Origin of the sequence: Rhodococcus sp. NPDC049939, assembly GCF_040656415.1 — a bacterium.
Classification (GTDB): Bacteria; Actinomycetota; Actinomycetes; order Mycobacteriales; family Mycobacteriaceae; genus Rhodococcus_F.
Window position 1 is genome coordinate 1476367 of the sequence record NZ_JBFAMC010000001.1, and the last position, 21280, is coordinate 1497646.

The 21280-nt window shown below is 64.0% G+C and carries 18 protein-coding genes; 16 read left to right on the forward strand and 2 right to left on the reverse strand.

Going from position 1 to position 21280, the window contains the following annotated elements; all coding sequences use genetic code 11:
• The first annotated feature begins 174 nt into the window (after positions 1-174).
• The 10 genes from AB0I57_RS06780 (at position 175) to AB0I57_RS06825 (ending at position 11773) form a co-directional block, all read left to right on the forward strand.
• Positions 175-1149 carry a bifunctional riboflavin kinase/FAD synthetase gene (locus AB0I57_RS06780; RefSeq protein ID WP_358331600.1) on the forward strand — a complete coding sequence of 325 codons (975 nt, stop codon included), beginning with the start codon at positions 175-177 and terminating at the stop codon, positions 1147-1149.
• 111 nt (positions 1150-1260) lie between these two features.
• A complete protein-coding gene (gene rpsO, locus AB0I57_RS06785; RefSeq protein WP_358331603.1) occupies positions 1261-1530 on the forward strand; it encodes a 30S ribosomal protein S15 in 270 nt (89 codons plus the stop codon).
• Between the two features lie 310 nt (positions 1531-1840).
• Entirely contained in the window at positions 1841-4111 is a 2271-nt protein-coding gene (locus AB0I57_RS06790) for a polyribonucleotide nucleotidyltransferase (protein WP_358331606.1), read from the forward strand.
• Positions 4112-4560: 449 nt separating this feature from the next.
• Positions 4561-6003 (forward strand): LCP family protein, encoded by a 1443-nt coding sequence (locus tag AB0I57_RS06795; RefSeq protein ID WP_358333235.1) that lies wholly within the window; start codon positions 4561-4563, stop codon positions 6001-6003.
• 150 nt (positions 6004-6153) lie between these two features.
• The gene (locus tag AB0I57_RS06800) at positions 6154-7500 is read left to right on the forward strand and encodes a pitrilysin family protein (protein ID WP_358331609.1); all 1347 of its coding nucleotides are present in this window, start codon (positions 6154-6156) and stop codon (positions 7498-7500) included.
• A 34-nt stretch (positions 7501-7534) separates the two neighbouring features.
• Entirely contained in the window at positions 7535-8641 is a 1107-nt protein-coding gene (locus AB0I57_RS06805) for an alcohol dehydrogenase catalytic domain-containing protein (RefSeq protein WP_358331612.1), read from the forward strand.
• Between the two features lie 112 nt (positions 8642-8753).
• On the forward strand, positions 8754-9500 hold the full coding sequence (gene dapB / locus AB0I57_RS06810; protein ID WP_358333237.1) for a 4-hydroxy-tetrahydrodipicolinate reductase: 747 nt from the start codon (positions 8754-8756) through the stop codon (positions 9498-9500).
• Positions 9497-9976: a hypothetical protein gene (locus tag AB0I57_RS06815; RefSeq protein WP_358331615.1), complete on the forward strand. Its 480-nt coding sequence runs from the start codon at positions 9497-9499 to the stop codon at positions 9974-9976. The genes dapB and AB0I57_RS06815 overlap by 4 nt, the downstream gene beginning before the upstream one ends.
• A gap of 47 nt (positions 9977-10023) precedes the next feature.
• A complete protein-coding gene (locus AB0I57_RS06820; protein WP_358331618.1) occupies positions 10024-10482 on the forward strand; it encodes a flavodoxin in 459 nt (152 codons plus the stop codon).
• Positions 10483-10549: 67 nt separating this feature from the next.
• Complete coding sequence (locus AB0I57_RS06825; protein ID WP_358331621.1) at positions 10550-11773, forward strand: crosslink repair DNA glycosylase YcaQ family protein; 1224 nt, start codon at positions 10550-10552, stop codon at positions 11771-11773.
• Between the two features lie 36 nt (positions 11774-11809).
• Here AB0I57_RS06825 and AB0I57_RS06830 read toward each other — a convergent pair whose 3' ends face one another.
• Positions 11810-12244 (reverse strand): SRPBCC family protein, encoded by a 435-nt coding sequence (locus AB0I57_RS06830; RefSeq protein WP_358331624.1) that lies wholly within the window; start codon positions 12242-12244, stop codon positions 11810-11812.
• 102 nt (positions 12245-12346) lie between these two features.
• Complete coding sequence (locus AB0I57_RS06835) at positions 12347-12823, reverse strand: toxin-antitoxin system HicB family antitoxin (RefSeq protein WP_358331627.1); 477 nt, start codon at positions 12821-12823, stop codon at positions 12347-12349.
• A gap of 189 nt (positions 12824-13012) precedes the next feature.
• Between AB0I57_RS06835 and thyX the strand changes: the two genes are divergently transcribed.
• The 6 genes from thyX (at position 13013) to AB0I57_RS06865 (ending at position 21274) form a co-directional block, all read left to right on the forward strand.
• Positions 13013-13765: an FAD-dependent thymidylate synthase gene (gene thyX, locus AB0I57_RS06840; protein WP_358331630.1), complete on the forward strand. Its 753-nt coding sequence runs from the start codon at positions 13013-13015 to the stop codon at positions 13763-13765.
• Positions 13766-13808: 43 nt separating this feature from the next.
• Positions 13809-14717, forward strand: coding sequence for a 4-hydroxy-tetrahydrodipicolinate synthase (gene dapA, locus AB0I57_RS06845; protein ID WP_358331633.1), 909 nt, complete (start codon positions 13809-13811; stop codon positions 14715-14717).
• Positions 14714-16735 (forward strand): ribonuclease J, encoded by a 2022-nt coding sequence (locus AB0I57_RS06850; RefSeq protein ID WP_358331636.1) that lies wholly within the window; start codon positions 14714-14716, stop codon positions 16733-16735. The genes dapA and AB0I57_RS06850 overlap by 4 nt, the downstream gene beginning before the upstream one ends.
• A gap of 30 nt (positions 16736-16765) precedes the next feature.
• Positions 16766-17389 carry a TIGR03085 family metal-binding protein gene (locus AB0I57_RS06855; protein ID WP_358331639.1) on the forward strand — a complete coding sequence of 208 codons (624 nt, stop codon included), beginning with the start codon at positions 16766-16768 and terminating at the stop codon, positions 17387-17389.
• Between the two features lie 80 nt (positions 17390-17469).
• Positions 17470-20079 (forward strand): DNA translocase FtsK, encoded by a 2610-nt coding sequence (locus AB0I57_RS06860; protein ID WP_358331642.1) that lies wholly within the window; start codon positions 17470-17472, stop codon positions 20077-20079.
• A 211-nt stretch (positions 20080-20290) separates the two neighbouring features.
• Positions 20291-21274 (forward strand): TerC family protein, encoded by a 984-nt coding sequence (locus AB0I57_RS06865; protein ID WP_358331645.1) that lies wholly within the window; start codon positions 20291-20293, stop codon positions 21272-21274.
• The last annotated feature ends 6 nt before the right edge of the window (positions 21275-21280 follow it).

The following is a 21280-nucleotide window of genomic DNA, read 5'->3' on the forward strand; positions in this document are numbered from 1 at the left end:
CACGAGCTTAGGCAAGTCATACCCGTGAGACACATCGACACACGTGGTCGGCCGTATCGGGGCAGGACCGGAGAGTGTCAACCGGGAGGTCGCGGCGCTTGTTCGGGGCTCAGCCCCGAGTTCACATCAGGTCCGGGGATGGACATCGCAGTGAGGCACCGTAGGCTGCGAGTCGTGCTGAGATGGCGTGGTCTCGACGAGGTTCCTGCCGACTGGGGTCGTTGTGTGCTCACGATCGGCGTATTCGACGGCGTGCACCGAGGACACGCCCAACTGATCAGCCGCGCGGTGGCGGCTGCTCGACAACGTGAAATACCCAGCGTGCTCATGACTTTCGATCCGCACCCGATGGAGGTGGTTCGGCCGGGTAGTCATCCTGCCCAGCTCACGACACTTACCCGTCGGGCGGAGCTTGCGGAGGAACTGGGCATCGACGTCTTCTGTGTGATGCCATTCACCGCCGAATTCATGAAGTTGACGCCGGAGCGCTATGCCCACGAGATCCTGGTCGAACGCCTGCACGTGGCCGAAGTCGTCGTTGGAAAGAACTTCACCTTCGGGAAGAAGGCCGCCGGAAATGTCGATCTGCTGACTCAAATCGGTAAACGGTTCGGGTTCGCGGTCGACGGCGTGACGCTGCTGTGCGAGCATGCGGTCACATTCTCGTCCACCTACATTCGCTCGTGCGTCGACGCTGGTGACATGGTTGCCGCGACGGAAGCGCTGGGGCGCCCACACCGGGTCGAGGGTGTGGTCGTCCACGGCGACGGGCGCGGGCGGAAGCTCGGCTATCCCACCGCCAATGTCGCACCCCCGATGTATGCGGCGATTCCAGCGGACGGTGTCTACGCGGCGTGGTTCACGGTCCTCGGGCACGAAGTCGATCTGGGCACGGTCACGTCCGGAGAGCGATACATGGCCGCGGTCTCGGTCGGTACCAACCCCACGTTCTCCGGGCGTACCCGCACGGTCGAAGCGTTCGTCCTCGACAGGGAAGCCGACCTGTACGGGCAACATGTCGCCGTTGATCTGGTACAGCGCCTGCGTGGCATGGAGAAGTTCGACTCCGCCGACGACCTCGTCGTCGCTATGGGCAATGACGCCGAGCGTGCACGCGAGATCCTCACGGCGTCAGGCGACGTGCGGTAATGAGGCCACATTTCAGCTGGTAAAGTGATGTGCTGGCGTGCGCTGCGGTTCGCGGTGGCCGCGCCGAGTCTCGATCCTTTCACGCGAACGTCATCACCAGGAGTGAATTCAGTGGCACTGACCGCCGAAGAGAAGAAGCAGGTTCTGAGCGAGTACGGCCTGCACGAGACCGACACCGGTTCGCCGGAGGCGCAGGTGGCCTTGCTTACCAAGCGCATCGTCGATCTCACCGAACACCTCAAGACGCACAAGCACGACCACCACTCCCGTCGCGGCCTGCTGCTGCTGGTCGGACGTCGTCGTCGCCTGCTCAAGTACGTCCAGAAGGTCGACATCGAGCGCTACCGCTCGCTGATCGAACGCCTCGGACTGCGTCGCTGAGTTCGAAGACACGGCGGTCATTCGATCGCCGACCACTCCGATAGCCAGTGAGGCCTTGCTTAGACTGGGCATCGCTGGCTATCGGCGTAGAGCTGCCGAGGCAGCGCTACCGTATGCACCAGAGATTGTGGTGTCGGTCTTCGGTAGTGGTTCTCCGGACACGATCCGGGGGACTTCGATCGACGACCGCCTCCGCACGGCGACATCCCGAGGTCGAGAGGGGGATGTCCCTCAGGTGCGCAGTTTCCGCCAGGAGGGTGGGAACGCCCGCGCGGGTACGGCGAAGACGAGAGGGAAGTGAAAAGAAGAGATGACAGAGAATTCGGCAGTAGAGGTCGATGAGGGCGTTTTCGAGTCCACGGCCGTGATCGACAACGGGTCCTTCGGAACCCGCACCATTCGATTCGAGACCGGGCGGCTGGCGCAGCAGGCTGCGGGCGCAGTAGTCGCCTACCTCGACGAAGAGACCATGTTGCTGTCCGCGACGAGCGCCAGCAAGCACCCCAAAGAGCACTTCGACTTCTTCCCCTTGACGGTGGACGTCGAGGAGCGCATGTACGCAGCGGGCCGGATTCCCGGCTCGTTCTTCCGTCGCGAGGGCCGTCCCTCCACGGACGCCATTCTCACCTGCCGCCTGATCGACCGTCCGCTTCGCCCGTCGTTCGTCGACGGTCTGCGTAACGAGATTCAGGTCGTCGTCACGGTGATGAGCCTCGACCCCCAGGACCTCTACGACGTGGTGGCGATCAACGCGGCGTCCGCCTCGACCCAGATCGCAGGGCTACCCTTCTCCGGCCCAGTCGGTGGTGTTCGCGTTGCGCTCATCACATCGGAGGAGAACAAGGCGGGGCAATGGGTTGCATTCCCCACCGTCGAGCAACTCGAGAACGCGGTCTTCGACATGGTCGTCGCCGGACGTATCGTTTCCGGCAGTGGTGACGACGCAGACGTTGCGATCATGATGGTCGAGGCCGAGGCGACCGAGAACGTAATCTCCAAGATCGACGGTGGCGCGCAGGCGCCGACCGAGGCGATCGTGGCCGAGGGTCTCGAAGCCGCCAAGCCGTTCATCGCTCGTCTGTGCGCGGCTCAGCAGCGGCTCGCGGCTGCCGCGTCGAAGCCCACGGGTGAGTTCCCAGTATTCCCCGCATACCAGGACGACGTCTTCGCAGCCGTCGAGGCCGCCGCAGGCGAGAAGCTGAGCGCAGTTCTGACGATCCCGGGCAAGCAGGAGCGTGACGACAAGACCGACGAGGTCAAGGTCGACGTCCTCGCAGAGGTCGCTGCGAACTTCGAAGGCCGCGAGAAGGAGATCGGCGCTGCGTTCCGCTCGCTGACCAAGAAGTTGGTCCGACAGCGCATCCTGCGCGACCAGTTCCGCATCGACGGCCGCGGCATCACCGACATCCGGTCGCTGTCGGCGGAGGTGGCCGTTGTACCCCGCGCCCACGGTTCGTCGCTGTTCGAGCGCGGAGAGACCCAGATTCTCGGTGTCACCACCCTCGACATGGTCAAGATGGCACAGCAGGTGGACTCCCTCGGGCCCGAAACCTCCAAGCGGTACATGCACCACTACAACTTCCCGCCGTACTCCACCGGTGAGACGGGCCGCGTCGGTTCGCCGAAGCGTCGCGAGATCGGCCACGGTGCTCTGGCGGAACGGGCGCTCATGCCGGTTCTGCCCAGCGTCGAGGAATTTCCGTACGCCATCCGTCAGGTGTCCGAGGCGCTCGGCTCCAATGGATCCACCTCGATGGGTTCGGTGTGTGCGTCGACGCTCGCGCTGCTCAACGCCGGTGTGCCGCTGAAGGCTCCGGTCGCCGGTATCGCGATGGGCTTGGTGTCCGATCAGGTTGACGGCGAGACCCGCTATGTCGCACTGACCGACATCCTCGGCGCCGAAGATGCATTCGGAGACATGGACTTCAAGGTCGCGGGTACGAAGGACTTCGTCACCGCCCTGCAACTCGACACCAAGCTCGACGGAATTCCGTCGCAGGTCCTCGCCGGTGCCCTGTCGCAGGCCAAGGACGCTCGGACGACGATCCTCGAGGTCATGGCCGAGGCCATCGACGTACCGGACGAGATGAGTCCGTTCGCACCGCGGGTGACGGCGATCAAGGTTCCTGTCGACAAGATCGGAGAAGTCATCGGCCCCAAGGGGAAGATGATCAACTCGATCACCGAGGAGACCGGCGCCAACATTTCGATCGAGGACGACGGCACGGTATTCGTCGGTGCGGCTGACGGTCCGTCGGCGCAAGCTGCGATCGACAAGATCAACGCGATCGCCAACCCGCAATTGCCGAAGGTGGGCGAGCGGTTCCTGGGCACGGTCGTCAAGACCACTGCTTTCGGTGCGTTCGTCTCGCTCCTGCCGGGCCGCGACGGATTGGTCCACATCTCGAAGTTGGGCAGCGGTAAGCGAATCGCCAAGGTCGAGGACGTGGTCAGCGTCGGCTCGAAGTTGCGCGTCGAGATCGCCGACATCGACAACCGAGGCAAGATCTCACTGGTCCCGGTCGAAGAAGATGGCGCGGCTCCGGCCGAGCAGAGCGACGAGGTCACAGCCGAGACTTAAGCCTTCCTCGCACGCGCTCTTCCCGGCGGCCCCGCACGAGAATCGTGCGGGGCCGCCGGTCCCTTCTGGTCGGCATCGAATCAGCGTGCGAGTGTGGCCCGCATGGCCTGTATCGACGAGCAATCGGTACCGAGCGGTCCGAATACCTGCTGGTGAGTGCACCGGTGCACAGTTCTTCGCGCACGGACTGATGCGCTCATCCGGTGTTACATTCGATGGTGTGTCTTCAGATCGTGTGAGGTGCCTCACTCCAGTGGTGAGGCCCGCTTTGGGGCCAACGACCCCCGTTGCGCCATTCGCTGACCCCTCAGTCTGCGGCCGGTAGGAACCCGTTCTCCGGTGAAACCGCGGTTCAGAGCGCTGACGGAAGGGGTGTCCCGGTGAGCCGAAACATCCGGACGACCCGCCCCGAACAAGCAGATGTCCGCAAGAGAACACGACCTCGTTGGCTGGCTGGATTGCGGGCGCCAGCGGCCACCCTTTCAGTGGCGCTGCTCGTCACTACGGGTATCGGATGGTGGGGAGAAACAAACCTCGCGAACGGGTTCGCCACTTCCAACGCGCTTGGCGTGAGTGCTCCGGCCTCCACCGGAGATTCGACGAACATCCTGCTGATCGGACTCGACTCGCGTAAGGACCAGGAAGGAAACGACCTGCCGCCGCAAGTTCTCGACCAACTCCATGCCGGCGACAGCAGCGATGGCGGCTACAACACCAATACCCTGATCCTCGTGCACGTACCCGGGGACGGCAGCAAAGCGACGGCGTTCTCGATTCCGCGCGACGACTACGTCCGTGTCAGTGGGATCCCCGGCAACGATCACATCAAGATCAAGGAGGCTTACGGTCTGAAGAAGGCTGCTGTCGAGGAACAGTTGCGCGCCCAGGGTGTTACTGACAAGGCCACATTGGAGACCGAGGGCCGCGAAGCGGGCCGCGCGTCGACCATCGCAACCGTTCGGAACCTTGTCGGCGTTCCGATCGACCGGTTCGCCGAGATCAATATGGCCGGATTCTACGACCTCACCACGGTGCTCGGTGGAGTGGACGTGTGCCTCAACCACGCGGTCAGTGACAACTATTCGGGAGCGAACTTCCCTGCGGGGAACCAGAGGCTGGACGCGGCGCAAGCGTTGGCATTCGTTCGGCAACGTCACGGGCTCGAGAACGGCGACCTCGACCGCACACGCCGCCAGCAGGCATTTCTGGTATCGGTGGCGCACCAGTTGGAACAGTCGGGGACATTCACCAATATCGGCAAGCTCCGAGCCTTCGTCGAGGCGGCACAGAGCAACGTTGTGTTCTCCTCGGGGTGGAATCTCGTCGACTTCGCTCAGGAGGTGGGCAAGATCGCTGATGATGTCGAGTTCCAGACCCTGCCCGTAGTGCGATACGACGTGATCGACGGACAGGACGTGAACATCGTCGACCCCACCGAGATCAGGTCGATAGTGCGCGCCGCTTTCGGCGAAGAGCCGACAAGCCGGACAGCTGCCACGAACCCGTCGAGCACGGTAGACGTCTTCAATGCCGGTACCTCAGACGGTTCCGCCGGCAGGGTGTCGTCCGCTCTGGGAAGCCTCGGATACGCCCCCGGGGAAGTCGGAAATGACGAGGACGGACCTAGCGTGCTTTCCTCGATCTCCTATGGACCCGGCGCCGAAGCCGACGCTGATGCCATCGCAGAGCTGCTGGATCTGTCAGTGACTCCTGATGCAGACGTCTCGTCGGGCCACATTCGGATCGTTCTCGGTTCCGACTTCGTCATGCCAGAGTCCTTCCAGCCGTCCTGGACCGCCCAGAACCCCACATCGATATACCAAGCCGATGACTCCACTCCACCGGATCAGGGCAGCGTTTTCAGCGGAAACGGTGTGCCCTGCGTCGACTGACCGATGACGTTGCCGCTGATGGCGGTCGCAGCGGAGGCAAGGTCGACGCATGAGCGCACCGTAGAGGCTGACGAGTAGTGTTCGACTATCGCGTGTAGAGTTTCTGCGTTCGAAGACGACCAGCTTCCGAGGACTGCTGAACCACTACACATGGCCAAGACCGATCGCAATCGCGCTGCATTGCTCACCCATGCACCCAACGTGGCCGAACCGCACAGCGGTGTCCGGCGCACTGTCCTTCCCAGTGGGCTCCGGGTCGTCACCGAACACGTCCCCGGCGTTCGATCCGCGTCCGTGGGAGTCTGGGTAGGTGTCGGATCTCGCGACGAACAACCCACGGTGGCGGGCGCCGCGCACTTTCTCGAACACTTGCTGTTCAAGGCGACACCGTCGCGCACGGCCCTCGACATCGCGCAGGTTATGGACAGTGTCGGTGGTGAACTCAACGCATTCACATCCAAGGAGCACACCTGCTTCTACGCACATGTGCTCGACGAAGACTTGGCGCTTGCCGTGGACCTGGTCAGTGACGTGGTCCTGCGCGGACGTTGCCGGTCGTCCGACGTCGACGTAGAGCGTCAGGTAGTTCTGGAAGAGATCGCGATGCGCGACGACGATCCGGAAGACCTCCTCGGCGATGCCTTCCTGACTGCGCTCTACGGAGACCATCCGGTAGGCCGACCGGTGATCGGCAGCGCCGAGTCCATCGAATCCATGACGCGAACCCAGCTCCATTCCTTCCATATGCGCCGCTACACCCCGCCGCGCATGGTGGTGGCTGTTGCGGGCAACGTGGAGCACGAACCGACGGTCGAGTTGGTGAAACGGGCGTTCGCCGGGCACAGCGAGTCCGTATCCGAACCCGCGCGGCGCCGCGCCGGAGCCTTACGCCTTCGAACCGAGCCGACCCTCAACCTGACCAACAGGGACAGCGAGCAGGTCCACCTGTCACTCGGCGTGCGTGCGTTCGGCCGTCACGAAAAGCACCGCTGGGCCTTGTCGGTGCTCAACGCCGCGGTCGGGGGTGGACTCAGTTCCAGGCTCTTCCAGGAAGTTCGAGAGATCCGTGGTTTGGCGTACTCGGTGTACTCGAGCGTCGACACGTTCTCCGACACCGGTGCATTCTCCATCTACGCAGGGTGCCAGCCGGAGAACCTCGGCGAGGTAGCGACAGTGATCCGCGAGGTGCTGTCCAATATCGCCTCCGAGGGCATCTCCGAGGCGGAGTGCACCCGCGCCAAGGGGTCGCTGCGTGGCGGTCTGGTTCTGGGACTGGAGGATTCGGGCTCCCGGATGCATCGCATCGGTCGGAGTGAACTGAACTATGGAAATCATCGAAGCATCGGCGAAACCTTGGCCAAGATCGACGCGGTGACCACGGACGAGGTTCGCGACGTCGCAAGGGTGCTGCTGAAGCGGCCGTTCGGTGCCGCCGTGGTCGGGCCGTATCGCCGCAAGCGAGATCTGCCTGCCTCGGTGCGGGGCATCGTTCGCTGACAGGGTTCGCTCAACGTTGGGGGGAAAGTCCGAAATGAAGATTCGTGGGGCGGTACTCGAGGAGATCGGTAGATCGCGCCCCTTCGCCGAGTCGACACCCATTTCGATTTCAGAACTCGAGCTGGACGAACCTCGCTCGGGTGAAATCCTTGTTCGAATCGAGGCGGCGGGACTGTGCCACTCGGACCTGTCCGTTGTCGATGGCAACCGGGTCCGGCCTGTCCCGATGCTGCTCGGACACGAGGCGGCAGGGCGGATCGCGGCACTCGGCCCCGGTGTCGACGACGTCGTGGTCGGGCAGCGAGTGGTCATGACGTTTCTTCCACGCTGCGGAAGGTGTGAAGGTTGTGCCACCGGCGGCAGGATGCCGTGCGTGCCCGGCAGCAAAGCCAACAACGACGGCACCCTTCTCTACGGCGGATCGCGACTGCGGCGCGCCGGAGATGTCGTGCATCACCATCTAGGAGTGTCCGGATTCGCGACGCACGCCGTCGTCGACAGGCGATCCGTTGTCCCCGTCGGCGACGATGTTCCACCCGATGTGGCCGCGGTATTCGGATGCGCGGTTCTCACCGGCGGCGGCGCGGTGCTGAACGAGGGAGATCCCAGTCCGGGTCAGGCAGTCATGGTCATCGGTCTCGGTGGCGTGGGAATGGCGGCGATCCTTACCGCGGTCTCACACGGGGCAGGGGCGGTGATCGGCGTCGACGCAGTCCCGGAGAAACTCGAGATTGCACGAGAACTCGGGGCGACATCGGTCTTCACACCTGCCCAACTCGAACGGTCCGGACTGCGGGCGCCCATCGTGATCGAGGCCGCAGGAAACGCCCGAGCGTTCGAATCCGCGGTGCGTGCCACCGCTCCAGGGGGCAAGACGATCACCGTGGGATTGCCGTCGCCGGAAGTGCGTTCGTCGATCTCGCCGTTGGCGCTGGTGGCGGAGGCTCGGACAATCATCGGTAGCTACCTCGGGTCTGCGGTTCCGTCGCGGGACATCCCGATCTATGAAGGGCTTTGGCGCTCCGGAAGGCTTCCGGTGGAGAAACTGATCTCCTCTCGCATTGCTCTCGACGACGTGAACCGGGGAATGGACGAACTCGCCGATGGCAGGGCGATCCGTCAGATCATTTCCTTCGACTGATACGGGCGTGGCCGATGTCTCGCCGGGTGGCCCGTGAGGTGCACATGGCAATTGCGTAGGCTTTCGGACGAATGGTTGTGACTGGACGGAGCGTGGCGAAGTGAGCGCAGGTGTGCCCATCAGGGTCGGGGTCCTCGGGGCCAAGGGGAAGGTCGGCCGTGCGATCTGTGAGGCAGTGCAGCAGGCGCCCGATCTCGAACTCGTGGCCGAGGTCGATCACGGCGACCGTTTGGAAGCGTTTGTCGAGAGTGGCACGCAGGTAGTGGTCGACTTCACCCACCCCGACGTGGTGATGGACAACCTGAAGTTCCTCGTCTCCAACAACATTCACGCGGTGGTGGGAACGACGGGATTCGACGATGCTCGGCTCGACACCGTGCGGACCTGGCTGTCGGATCGACCTGGCGTCGGCGTGCTGATCGCCCCGAACTTCGCAATCGGTGCGGTTCTCTCGATGCGGTTCGCGGAGGCGGCCGCACGGTTCTTCGACTCCGTCGAGGTCATCGAACTGCATCACCCCAACAAGGCCGATGCACCGTCCGGCACGGCGTACCGGACCGCGGCGCTCATCTCGGAGGCTCGGCGCAAGGCAGGTGTCGGTGAAAGTCCCGATGCCACAACCACCGAACTGGACGGTGCGCGCGGCGCAGACGTGGACGGGGTGCGCGTGCACTCGGTGCGACTGGCCGGACTCGTCGCCCATCAGGAGATAATTCTGGGCACCCAGGGGGAGACGCTGACCATCCGCCACGATTCCATGGACCGCAACTCGTTCGCTCCCGGCGTCTTGCTCGGTGTGCGGGAGATCCGCTCCCGCCCGGGCCTCACCGTAGGTATCGACCCCCTCCTCGACCTGTGAAGGAAGGGGCGGCCAAGACCGTCGTCACGATCGGACTGCTGGTCGCGGCCCTGGCGTTCTACTTCGTCCTCCTCGGTCAGCGCGGGATAGAACTGATCCGGGACGGCGGCGGTGCCGCCATCGGTCTGGGTATCGGCGTCTTGATCCTTCCGGTCCTGGGTGTATGGATCGTCTACGCCACACTACGTGCCGGATTCCAGCATCAGTACCTTTCCCGCCGTATCGCGGAAGAGTCACTGGAATTGGACGTCACCGATCTGCCGAGGCGCCCGTCCGGCCGCCTGGACCGCGCCGCCGCCGATGCGCTGTTCCAACAGGTGAAGTCCGAATACGAGGCGGACCCGGACAACTGGCGACGCTGGTACCGGCTTGCGCGCGCCTACGACTACGCCGGCGACCGTGGGCGCGCACGGGAGACGATGCGCAGAGCCGTCGAACTCGAGCGCGCTGAACGCGAAGGTACCGCCGGGAGCTGAACACGAAGGCGGCGCCGGAAGTCGAATGCGGTCGTACGCTGACCACTGTGAAGTCACTACTTGTCGTCCACCACACTCCGTCGCCCACGACCCGTGAGTGCCTGGAGGCGGTGTGCAAGGGTGCGCGGGACCCCGACATCGAAGGCGTCGAGCTGCGGTCGATGCCCGCTCTCGGCGCCACAGTGCCCGATGTGTTGCAAGCCGATGGGTTCCTCTTCGGGACCTCAGCGAACTTCGGGTACATGTCTGGGGCGCTCAAGCACTTCTTCGACACTGTCTACTACCCGTGCCTCGATGCCGTAGTGGGACGGCCCTACGGATTGTGGGTGCATGGAAACAATGACACCGCGGGAGCTGTGAAATCGGTGCAGAGGATCGCCTCCGGGCTCGGCCTTGTGCAGGCGGCCGGAGCCGTGGAACTGATCGGATCGGTTGGCACGGACGCAAGGGAGCGGTGCTACGACCTCGGCGCCACGGTAGCGGTCACGCTCGCCGACGACTCGTGACGTCCGAGATTTCGTGCGTCGAGGACTGCTGCCGCACGGTGTCGGTGCCAGATGGCAGGCTGCGGGCATGCGTGAGATGACCGCCGCCGCGGCCAGGAGATCGGCGCTCTGGGCCCAGGGCTTCGCCGAAACGAAACCGGCCGTGGCACCGACCCGAAGACATATCCGGTCTGTTCTCAATCGGGTACGGCTGTTCCAGATCGACTCGGTCTCGGTGGCGGTGCGCGCCCACTACGTCCCACTGTTCAGCCGTCTGGGTGATTACGACCGTGGGTTGGTCGACTCGGCGGCGTGGTCGCACACCACCCGCTCGCCGCGCCTACTGACCGAGTACTGGGCGCACGAGGCCGCATTCATCCCGATCGAGGACTGGCCACTGATGCGTTGGCGCATGGAGCAATACCAGCGCGGGCGGCATGCGGGCGAGGCCCGAGCGCTCGACCGCAATCCGACTCTCGCCGCAGACGTGCTGGACGTGATCGGGGCGGTGGGCGCTTGCAGCGCCGGCGACGTGGAGAAGCATCTCGAGATCGACCGGCCATCACGCAAGGGCTCGTGGTGGGATCGCAGTGACACCAAGTTGGTGTGCGAGCAGTTGTTCGCTTCTGGCGCACTCGCAGTGGGCAGGAGGGTGGGGTTTACCCGCCACTATGACCTCACTGAGCGGGTCCTGCCGGAACCGGTTCGAGCCGAGAAGCTTCCGGAAGAGGACGCGATCCGGGGGCTCGTGCAGCGGTCCGCACAGGCTCTGGGCGTGGCCACCGAGTCGGACCTGCGCGACTATTACCGTCTGTCCAAGACACAGACGTGCACGGCAATAGAGGATCTCGTCGAGGACGGGGTACTCGAACGGGTGCGGGTCCGTGGCTGGGATTCACCGGCACTCGTTCACCGCGACGTTCGCGTTCCTCGGAAGGTTGACGGGGCCGCGTTGCTGTGCCCATTCGATCCGCTGGTTTTCTGCCGCCCCAGAACGGAGCGGATCTTCGGCTTCCGCTACCGCCTGGAGATCTACACACCTGCACACAAACGTGTTCACGGGTACTACGTCTTTCCGTTCCTGCTGAACGGCGAATTGGTGGCGAGGGTCGATCTCGCGGCGAACCGGTCGTCGGGAGTGCTCGAAGTGCGGTCTGCTTTCGTAGAACCTGATCAGCGTCCGGAGCGAGTGGTGGACGCTCTGATCCCCGAACTACGAAGGATGGCAACGTGGTTGGGGCTGGAGGAGGTCAAGGTGGACGACAGAGGTGACCTCAGTGCCCTCCTCGCGGCCGAAGCGACACGACCGTAAGGAGCATGGTCGGGCGGCCGCGGGGAGGGTGGAGGATCAGAGGCTTTCGACGAACTTCGTCAGGCCTTTGCTGGCGGTCTCGAGTGCGGTCTTCTGCGCCTTCTTCACGAGGAACCCGGGCAGCGGGATCTTCGGATCGATCGTCAACTCGAACGTCACCTTCGTGCCTGCGTCCGAACCAACGAGGACGTAAGAGCCGTCCTGCGCGTTCTGCTGACCGCTTTCGACGAGGTGCCATGACACGGTGTTGTCGCCCTCGAAGTCGTACTCGACCACCTGCTCGTCGTTGATGCCGAGAATCGACACCTTCATCCGGACGCGGTGGGGACGCCCGTCGTCGTGCGTGCTCTCGATCGTGACCGACTGGTGGGGCGAGGACCACTCGGGCAGGCGATCCACAGCAGCGATCGCGGCCATTACCGTGGCCGGGTCTGCCTTGATTTCGAATTCTTTGATGCCGGAAACGGCCATATTCCTCACTCCTTCAAGCCAGTGGCGACTCTCACCGTGTGGCTGATGCGACGCAATTACATCATCGTTGCGTTGTGCGTGCGGAGTGAGTTGGTTGTGTGGTCAGTAACTATCTCTGTCGGTGCGGCGAATCTGGTCTTCGAGAGCGCCCTTGACTGCCTGCGAGACCCAGGAATTGAGCGACACGCCGTTCTGGGACGCTGCTTCCTCTGCCCTCGACTTGATCCGATCCATCAACCGCAGCGTGACGCGGCTGATGTCACCGGTGGCGTCATCGATGGCGGCACCGAGGTCGTCGGCTGTCTCGCTCTGTTCGCCGTCGGGTTTGGGCTCGGCCGGGGCGCGACGCACCTCGACTGCGACTTCGGTGCCGTCCAATCGCACACTGACAGTGCGATTGCCGAGTTCGGCCGACACTTCACCCGCGAACTCAGTGAGTGCGGAGAGCACGAGCAGGCGAGTTGCGGGCTCGACGGCCTCTGCGAGAGCCGCGGCCGTGGCCCTGGTCTGTTCGTCGCCGAGCGCGGCTGCTGAGTTCAGAGAGTCTCGCAGCTGGGAAACGTAGTTGTCGAGATCCATGATGTCAGTGTGACGTCATTGGTGACGTCAGTCAAGGAAACCAGGCAATTGCCGTACGTGATATCGGGTCCAAGGGTCCCACCGGTCTCTTTGGGCGAGTCGTGGCGCGCCGTGGCTACGGTGAGTGCTCCGACTAGGGTCGATCAGCACGGAGCTTCAACAGGCGAGTCGGGCAGGAGGGGCAGAGCAGTGCCGCAGACCGTTGCGCTCAGGGTGCGACTCGTCGCAAAGACTGAGTTCTTGCCACCGGCCGACATCCCGTGGGAGACCGACGCCGATGGCGGTGAAGCGCTTGCGGAGTTCGCGGGCCGGGCGTGCTACCAGAGTTGGTCCAAGCCCAACCCGCGCACCGCCACCAACGCCGGCTATCTGCGACACCTGCTCGAGGTCGGTCATGAATCGGTCCTCGAACACGGCAGCGTCAGTTTCTACATCACCGGCATTTCGAGGTCGTGCACTCATGAATTGATCCGCCACCGGCACTTCTCCTACTCGCAACTTTCGCAGCGTTTCGTGCGGGAGAACGACTCGAATGTGGTAGTCCCGCCTGCAATCGCCGGCGACCCGGAACTAGAGCGACTCTTCGCCGAGGCGACCGACGCGAGCCGGACTGCCTACACCGAGCTGCTCGAGGCTCTCGAATCGAAACTGGCGGACGAATCCAGCGTGCCCTTGCGTAACAAGCAGGCCAGGCAGGCCGCGAGGTCGGTTCTGCCCAACGCAACCGAGACCCGAGTGGTGGTGACGGGTAACTACCGATCATGGCGGCACTTCATCTCGATGCGTGCCACCGAGCACGCCGACGTGGAGATCCGCCGGGTAGCGGTCGAGTGTCTGAGACAGTTGCAGGTGTGTGCCCCGAATATCTTCGGCGACTTCGAGATTGTGGTTTCGCGCGACGGAACGGAAGTGGCGCGGAGTACGTTTTCGGGGGACGCGTGACTGGCCTGCGAAAGTCCCTGACTCACCGGGTAGCCTTCTGACCATGACCTATGGTGATGCCGCTTCTCCCGTCGACCGCCCGTTCGGCACCGTGTCCACAGCGATGGTGACGCCGTTCACCGCGGACGGAAAGCTGGACGTCGACGCGGGTGTCCGCCTGGCGGCTCATCTCGTCGACAACGGGTGCGACGCCCTCGTCCTAGCCGGTACGACCGGTGAGTCGCCGACAACTACCGAAAACGAGAAGCTCGAGTTGCTCAGGGAGGTCATCGATGCGGTGGGTGCCCGGGCAAAGGTCATCGCCGGCGCGGGCAGCAACGACACCGCACACAGCGTTGCGCTCGCCCGTGACGCCGCCAGGGCGGGTGCGCACGGTCTCCTCGTTGTCACTCCCTACTATTCACGGCCGCCACAAGCGGGCTTGTACGCCCATTTCACCGCCGTCGCCGATGCCACCGATCTTCCGGTCATGCTCTACGACATCCCACCACGCTCCGTGGTTCCCATCGAGACGGAAACGATGCGGCTCCTCGCGGAGCATCCACGTATCGTCGCGGTCAAGGACGCCAAGGGCGACCTCAATGCCGGCGCCGAATTGATCGGCACCACCAACCTCGAGTTCTATTCGGGTGACGATCCGCTCAACCTTCCGTGGCTCTCGGTCGGCGCTGTCGGATTCGTCAGTGTCATAGGACATCTCGTGCCTTCGCGACTGCGTGAGTTGCACACCGCATTCGAAGCCGGTGACTTGGCACGCGCGCGGGCCATCAATCTCAGCCTGATTCCAGTGATCCGATCCGTGGCCCGCCTCGGTGGTGTCAGCGCGTCGAAAGCCGGTCTGCGGTTGATCGGCCTCGACGTGGGGGAGCCCAGGCTCCCACAGGTGGCGCCCACACGCGACCAGATCGATCTACTCGCCGCCGATCTCCATGCCGCAGGGGTGCTCGCATGACCCGTCCTCCTCGTCGCCGCAGCGCGCGCCGTCAAGCCGGTCCTCCCTCTCCCGTTACGCCCCCATCCTCCGCCGGCGATCAGACGCCCGAAACGGCACCAGAACCCGTTTCGGCGGCGACTGGGCAGCCCAAGTCTGTTCCGATCGTGGCAGACAAGCCGACGGCTCCGAGGTCGGCGGAGGCCAAGTCTGCGCCGGTCAAGGCCGCGTCTGCCAAGGCAGGCGCCACCAACAAGTCGCCTTCACGATCCGGTAGGCGAGGTGGTGGCAGCAAGCGTCAGGGTTCCCGGGTGGCCGCAGCCGATCCGACGGCACGCCTCGGTCTGCCACCGAAGGCGCCGTTCAAGGGCCTTCGGGTGGTGGCCCTCGGCGGGATCGGCGAGATCGGCCGAAACATGACCGTATTCGAGCACCAGGGAAAGCTACTCATCATCGATTGCGGTGTGCTGTTCCCGGAGGATCAGCAACCTGGTGTCGACCTGATCCTCCCTGACTTCCGGCACATCGAGGACCGGATGGCCGACGTCGAGGCCGTCATCCTCACACACGGTCACGAGGACCACATAGGCGCCGTTCCATTCCTGCTGCGCTTGCGACCGGATCTTCCCGTGGTGGGTTCGCGTTTCACGCTCGCGCTCGTTGCGGCCAAATGCCGTGAACACCGCCAGCGACCCAACCTCGTCGAGGTGGTCGAAGGGCACCGTACCGAGCACGGGCCGTTCGAGTGTGAGTACTTCGCCGTCAACCACTCGATCCCGGACGCAATCGCGGTCGCGATTCGCACCGATGCCGGAGTTGCATTGCACACCGGTGACATCAAACTCGACCAACTTCCGCTGGACGGAAGACTCACTGACCTGGGCGGGTTCTCGCGTCTCGGCGACGAGGGGGTCGATCTGTTTCTCGTGGACTCCACCAACGCCGAGGTGCCGGGATTCGTCACGCCCGAACGCGAGATCGGCGGCGTGCTCGACAATGTCATAGGCAAGGCCAGGCAACGCGTGATCGTGGCGTCCTTCGCCAGCCACGTGCACCGCATTCAACAGGTTGTCGATGTCGCGCACCGTTACAACCGCCGTGTCGCTTTCGTCGGACGCTCGATGGTCCGCAACATGCAGATCGCGCAGGACCTCGGATACCTGAGCGTGCCCGATGGCCTGGTCGTCGACATCGACACCGCGGCCAACCTGCCGGACGATCGACTGGTCCTGATCTCCACCGGCTCGCAGGGCGAGCCCCTCTCGGCCCTGTCGAGGATGGCGCGCGGCGAGCATCGGCAGATCAACATCCGCGCCGGCGATCTCGTCGTCCTGGCGTCTTCACTTATTCCGGGCAACGAGAACTCCGTGTTCGCCGTCGTCAACGGACTGGCCAAACGAGGCGCTACCGTCGTCACGCAGCAGAGCGCGAAGGTGCACGTATCCGGTCACGCTTCTGCGGGCGAACTGTTGTATCTGTACAACGCCGTTCGGCCCACGAATGCGATGCCAGTGCATGGCGAATGGCGCCACCTGCGGGCCAACGCCGCTCTCGCCCGGGCTACCGGAGTGCCCGAGGACCGGATCGTTCTCGCAGAGGACGGTGTCGTGGTCGACATGGTCGACGGTCTCGCCGAGATCGTCGGGCAGGTGTCCGTCGGGCACGTCTATGTCGACGGACTGTCCGTCGGTGACGTGGGCGACTCCACGCTGTCGGACCGGCTGGTCCTCGGCGAGGGTGGATTCATCGCCATCTACGTGGTCATCGACGATCACACGGGTCGCGCGGTCAGCACCCCCGAGGTGTCGGGACGAGGATTCTCGGATGATCCGACCGCACTGAAAGATGCGGCGCAGCTGGTCGAGGCGGAACTGTCGCAGCTGGCTGCCGAAGGCGTCAACGACACCCATCGGATAGCTCAGGCGATACGGCGCATCGTTGGCAGATGGGTGGCGGAGAAGTACCGGAGAAGGCCGATGATCGTGCCCAACGTCATCGCGGTGCCGACGTCCGAGAGCGAGTCGCTCTCGGGCCGATAGATTCGCTCTCGGGCAGGTAGATTCGTGCGAGTGACCTTCGCCAGAGATGAACGCTTCGCCCTTGTCGATTCCATGGCCGAATACGGTCCGGATGCCCCAACCCTGTGCGGGCAGTGGACTAATCGCGATCTCGCTGCCCACCTGATCGTGCGTGAGCGACGTCTCGATGCGTCCCCCGGTCTGTTCGTGGGCGCATTGGCCGGGTACCTGGAGCGCATCAGGAAAGAGACCGCGACGCGCCCGTGGAGTCGTCTACTGGACGAGGTCAGGTCCGGTCCACCAGCGTGGTCGCCGATGCACTGGGTGGACAACCAGGTGAACATGGGTGAGATGTTCGTCCACCACGAGGACGTACGGCGCGCCCATGAGGGGTGGAAGCCGCGAGTGCTCACAAGTGAGCGCCAGGATGCGCTGTGGGGTCTGGCACGCAAGGTCGGCAGGCTGAGCTACCGCCGCTCTCCGGTGTCCGTGGTGCTGGAGCGGCCGTCTGGTGAGCAGGTGACAGTCCGCAAGGTCGGCGACCGCCGGGTGATCTTGCGGGGCGAGCCCGCAGAGCTGGCACTGCACGCCTTCGGCCGGAACCAGGTGCTGGTCGAGACTGATGGTTCGGCCGCCGATGTCGAAGCCGTGATGTCTCTCGAACGTGGCTTTTGACGCCCGGCCGGACCAGGTCTCACCTTGTTAAAGGTGTTGCGGATGGTCCGGAAGATGCCGTAGCGACTAATCTGAGGGTCATGGCAGGAAAGGCGAGCGCCCGCGGTACGAGCACGACGAGGATGGGCGCGCGAGGGGGGTCGACGTCCTCCAAGCCGAAATCACGCACAACTCGCACGGTCAGCACCCCGCGAAAGTCCCCGTCACCCCGCCGCGGCCCTTCCAAGAGCGCCCGGAGGCAAGTGGCGAAGAAGCCCTCCAGGTCTGGTCCCCTCAAGTCATTGGGGCGGGGGATCGGTGCTGGTTGGTCGCTGATGGCCAGGGGTGTCGGTGCGACCACGCGGACGGTCGGCAAGGCTTCCGAGATCGAGCACGGACACAGGCGCGACGGTATTGCGCTCGGACTCATCGCGATCAGCGTCGTCATTGCGGGCAGGATCTGGTTCTCCGCGGGCGGACCTGTCGGCGCGTGGATCAAGACCGGAGTGACCACCGTTTTCGGTGGGGCGTCAGGTGTGCTTCCCCTCATCGGCGTTGGCGTCGCCGTGATTCTGATGCGAACCGAGCCGAAACCGGAGATCCGGCCGAGGATCGTCCTCGGCTCTCTACTCGTGGGGCTGCCTGCGCTCGGGCTCTGGCACATCGCTTCCGGCGCACCGACCGATGCGGAAGGCCGCGCAGGCGGCGCAGGGTTTGTAGGTTACGTGGCCGGCGGCCCGCTGACCGATGGTCTGACCGTATGGCTTGCCGTGCCGCTGTTGCTGATGGCCGGACTGTTCGGCGTCCTGCTGCTGACCGGTACGACGATCCGCGAGGTGCCGGGCAAGCTCCAGTCGTACTTCGGGACGTCGTTCGGCCGCGAGTACTACGCCGACTACGGCGGAGATCACGGCGCCGGCGAAGGCGACCCCACACTGTTCGATGCGGACGGCCACCCGGTCTCCGACTACTCGACCGCCGTACGGGGAGCGCCCGCCCACAATTACCCCACCGACGAATTCGAGGTCAGTGCCACTGCGAAGACCGAGGTGCTCGGGCTGTGGGATGTCGAGCCTCCCGCTGATCCCGCCACCGCGCCGGCACCGGCCAAGAAGCGGCGGCGCGCGAAGGCTGCACCCGATGCCGCACGCAAGAAGGAAGCGGACCCCGAAACGTCGTCCGACGTGGAGAAGTTCGTCACGGATCGGGTCGTCGAGGGTGACTACATCCTGCCGCCCGCCTCGCTGCTCATCGAGGGCGATCCCCCGAAGAAGCGCAGTTCCGCAAACGACGCGATGATCGAGGCGATCACCGAGGTTCTCGATCAGTTCAAGATCGACGCGGCGGTCACCGGATTTACCCGTGGGCCTACCGTCACCCGCTATGAGGTCGAGCTCGGCCCGGGCGTGAAGGTCGAGAAGATCACCGCACTCGCCCGCAACATCGCCTACGCCGTTGCGACCGACAACGTGCGCCTTCTCGCGCCGATCCCGGGCAAGTCGGCAGTCGGCATCGAGGTGCCGAACTCCGACCGTGAGATGGTCCGCCTCGCAGATGTGCTCACTGCGCCGTCCACACGCAAGGACCACCACCCGCTGGTCATCGGTCTCGGAAAGGGCATCGAGGGCGACTTCGTCAGCGCGAACCTGTCGAAGATGCCGCACCTTCTCGTAGCCGGTTCCACCGGTTCCGGTAAGTCGAGCTTCGTCAACTCCATGCTCGTGTCGCTGCTCTCCCGCGCGACTCCGGACGAGGTGCGGATGATTCTGATCGACCCGAAGATGGTGGAGTTGACTCCGTACGAGGGTATTCCGCACCTCATCACGCCCATCATCACGCAGCCGAAGAAGGCTGCTGCCGCCCTGGCCTGGCTGGTGGAGGAGATGGAGCAGCGTTACCAGGACATGCAGGTCAACCGGGTGCGCCACATCGACGACTTCAACGCGCGAGTGCGTTCCGGTGAGATCACGGCACCGCTCGGCAGTGAACGCGTGTACCGGCCCTACCCGTATATTCTCGCCATCGTCGACGAGCTAGCGGACCTCATGATGACCGCGCCTCGCGACGTCGAGGACGCGATCGTGCGGATCACCCAGAAGGCGCGTGCCGCCGGCATCCACCTGGTGCTCGCCACGCAGAGGCCGTCGGTGGACGTGGTGACCGGACTGATCAAGACCAACGTGCCGTCGAGGCTTGCGTTCGCCACGTCCTCGCTCACCGACTCGCGGGTCATTCTGGATCAGCCTGGCGCGGAGAAGCTGATCGGCAAGGGTGACGGACTGTTCCTTCCGATGGGTGCGGGTAAACCCACCCGCATGCAGGGCGCGTTCATCACCGATGAGGAAATCGCGGCGGTCGTCGATTTCACCAAGAATCAGGCCGAGCCGGAGTACACCGAAGGTGTGACCGCGGCCAAGGTCGGCGAGAAGAAGGATGTCGATCCCGACATCGGAGACGACATGGACGTGCTGCTGCAGGCGGTGGAACTCGTCGTCTCCAGTCAGTTCGGTTCGACATCGATGTTGCAACGCAAGCTGCGGGTGGGCTTCGCAAAGGCGGGCCGCCTGATGGACTTGATGGAAACCAGGGGAGTAGTGGGACCGAGCGAGGGATCGAAGGCGCGTGAGGTGCTCGTCAAGCCCGATGAACTCGACGGACTGCTGTGGTCGATTCGCGGCGGCGATCCGAACGAGGCGGAGTCCGAGTACTAGTTGGCCGCGGCGCGGGCACCCGGAATGTGTAAATGACGCTCGTTGTGGTTCAATGGTGAACAAATTGGAGGGGAGTATCCCCACCTCGTGACAGCATCGTCAACACGATCGGCACCGTTGCCGCTCCGGCGCTGTCAGTCGATCGGGTTGCGGTTCCGATGCGGCGGGAGAGACCTCCGGTACCGACAAGGTCCGCCGGAGGTTCCTTTTCATGCATGTGTCGCCACTCGTCTGGGTCATCACCTGCGGGGTGATTCTCGGACTGTTCGTGTTCGATTTCTTCGCGCACGTTCGCACGCCACACGCCCCCTCGTTCCGCGAATCGGCCTTTTGGTCGACGGTATACATCACGATCGCGATTCTGTTCGGCCTGATTGTGTTCTGGCTCTGGGGAAGTACGTACGGCGGGGAGTATTTCGCCGGCTACGTCACGGAGAAGGCCCTGTCGATCGACAACCTGTTCGTTTTCGTCATCATCATGGCGACGTTTTCCGTCCCCCGCGAATATCAGCAGAAGGTTCTACTGATCGGCATCGTCATGGCACTGGTGATGCGGGGAATCTTCATCGCTCTCGGTGCTGCCGCGATCAACGCCTACAGCTGGGTGTTCTACCTTTTCGGCGCCTTTCTCGTCTACACCGCATACACGCTGATACGGAATCACGGACATCAGAAGGAGGCGGAGGAGAAACGCGACACCAGGATCCTCACCATCGCGAAGAAGATCCTCCCGACCACCGACACCTACGACGGCGACAAGCTCGTCACGCGCATTGACGGCAAGCGTGTCGTGACACCGTTGTTCCTGGCGCTCATCGTCATCGGATTCACCGACCTTCTGTTCGCGCTCGACTCGATTCCAGCGATTTACGGGCTCACCCAGGAGCCGTACCTTGTCTTCACAGCCAACGCATTCGCATTGATGGGTTTGCGGCAGCTGTACTTCCTGATCGGAGGTTTGCTGGATCGCTTGGTCTACCTGTCGTACGGGCTGTCGGTCGTACTCGCGTTCATCGGCGTCAAGCTCGTCCTGCACGCCTTGCACGAGAACACGCTGGGCTTCGTGAACGGTGGCCAGCCCGTTGCCGTGCCGGAGATTTCGACGGCTGTATCCCTCACCGTCATCATCGGGGTACTTGCGGTCACGACCGTCGCCAGCGTCTTGAAAACGCGGAACAGTACGCTCGCGCGGTAGGTTTCG

Excerpts from the sequence above, each read along its gene's own strand:
- AB0I57_RS06790 (WP_358331606.1), top strand. The coding sequence starts at position 1,841 with ATGACAGAGAATTCGGCAGTAGAGGTCGATGAGGGCGTTTTCGAGTCC.
- AB0I57_RS06800 (WP_358331609.1), top strand. The coding sequence starts at position 6,154 with ATGGCCAAGACCGATCGCAATCGCGCTGCATTGCTCACCCATGCACCC.
- AB0I57_RS06805 (WP_358331612.1), top strand. The coding sequence starts at position 7,535 with ATGAAGATTCGTGGGGCGGTACTCGAGGAGATCGGTAGATCGCGCCCC.
- AB0I57_RS06825 (WP_358331621.1), top strand. The coding sequence starts at position 10,550 with ATGCGTGAGATGACCGCCGCCGCGGCCAGGAGATCGGCGCTCTGGGCC.
- AB0I57_RS06830 (WP_358331624.1), bottom strand. The coding sequence starts at position 12,244 with ATGGCCGTTTCCGGCATCAAAGAATTCGAAATCAAGGCAGACCCGGCC.
- AB0I57_RS06835 (WP_358331627.1), bottom strand. The coding sequence starts at position 12,823 with ATGGATCTCGACAACTACGTTTCCCAGCTGCGAGACTCTCTGAACTCA.
- dapA (WP_358331633.1), top strand. The coding sequence starts at position 13,809 with ATGACCTATGGTGATGCCGCTTCTCCCGTCGACCGCCCGTTCGGCACC.
- AB0I57_RS06850 (WP_358331636.1), top strand. The coding sequence starts at position 14,714 with ATGACCCGTCCTCCTCGTCGCCGCAGCGCGCGCCGTCAAGCCGGTCCT.
- AB0I57_RS06860 (WP_358331642.1), top strand. The coding sequence starts at position 17,470 with ATGGCAGGAAAGGCGAGCGCCCGCGGTACGAGCACGACGAGGATGGGC.
- AB0I57_RS06865 (WP_358331645.1), top strand. The coding sequence starts at position 20,291 with ATGCATGTGTCGCCACTCGTCTGGGTCATCACCTGCGGGGTGATTCTC.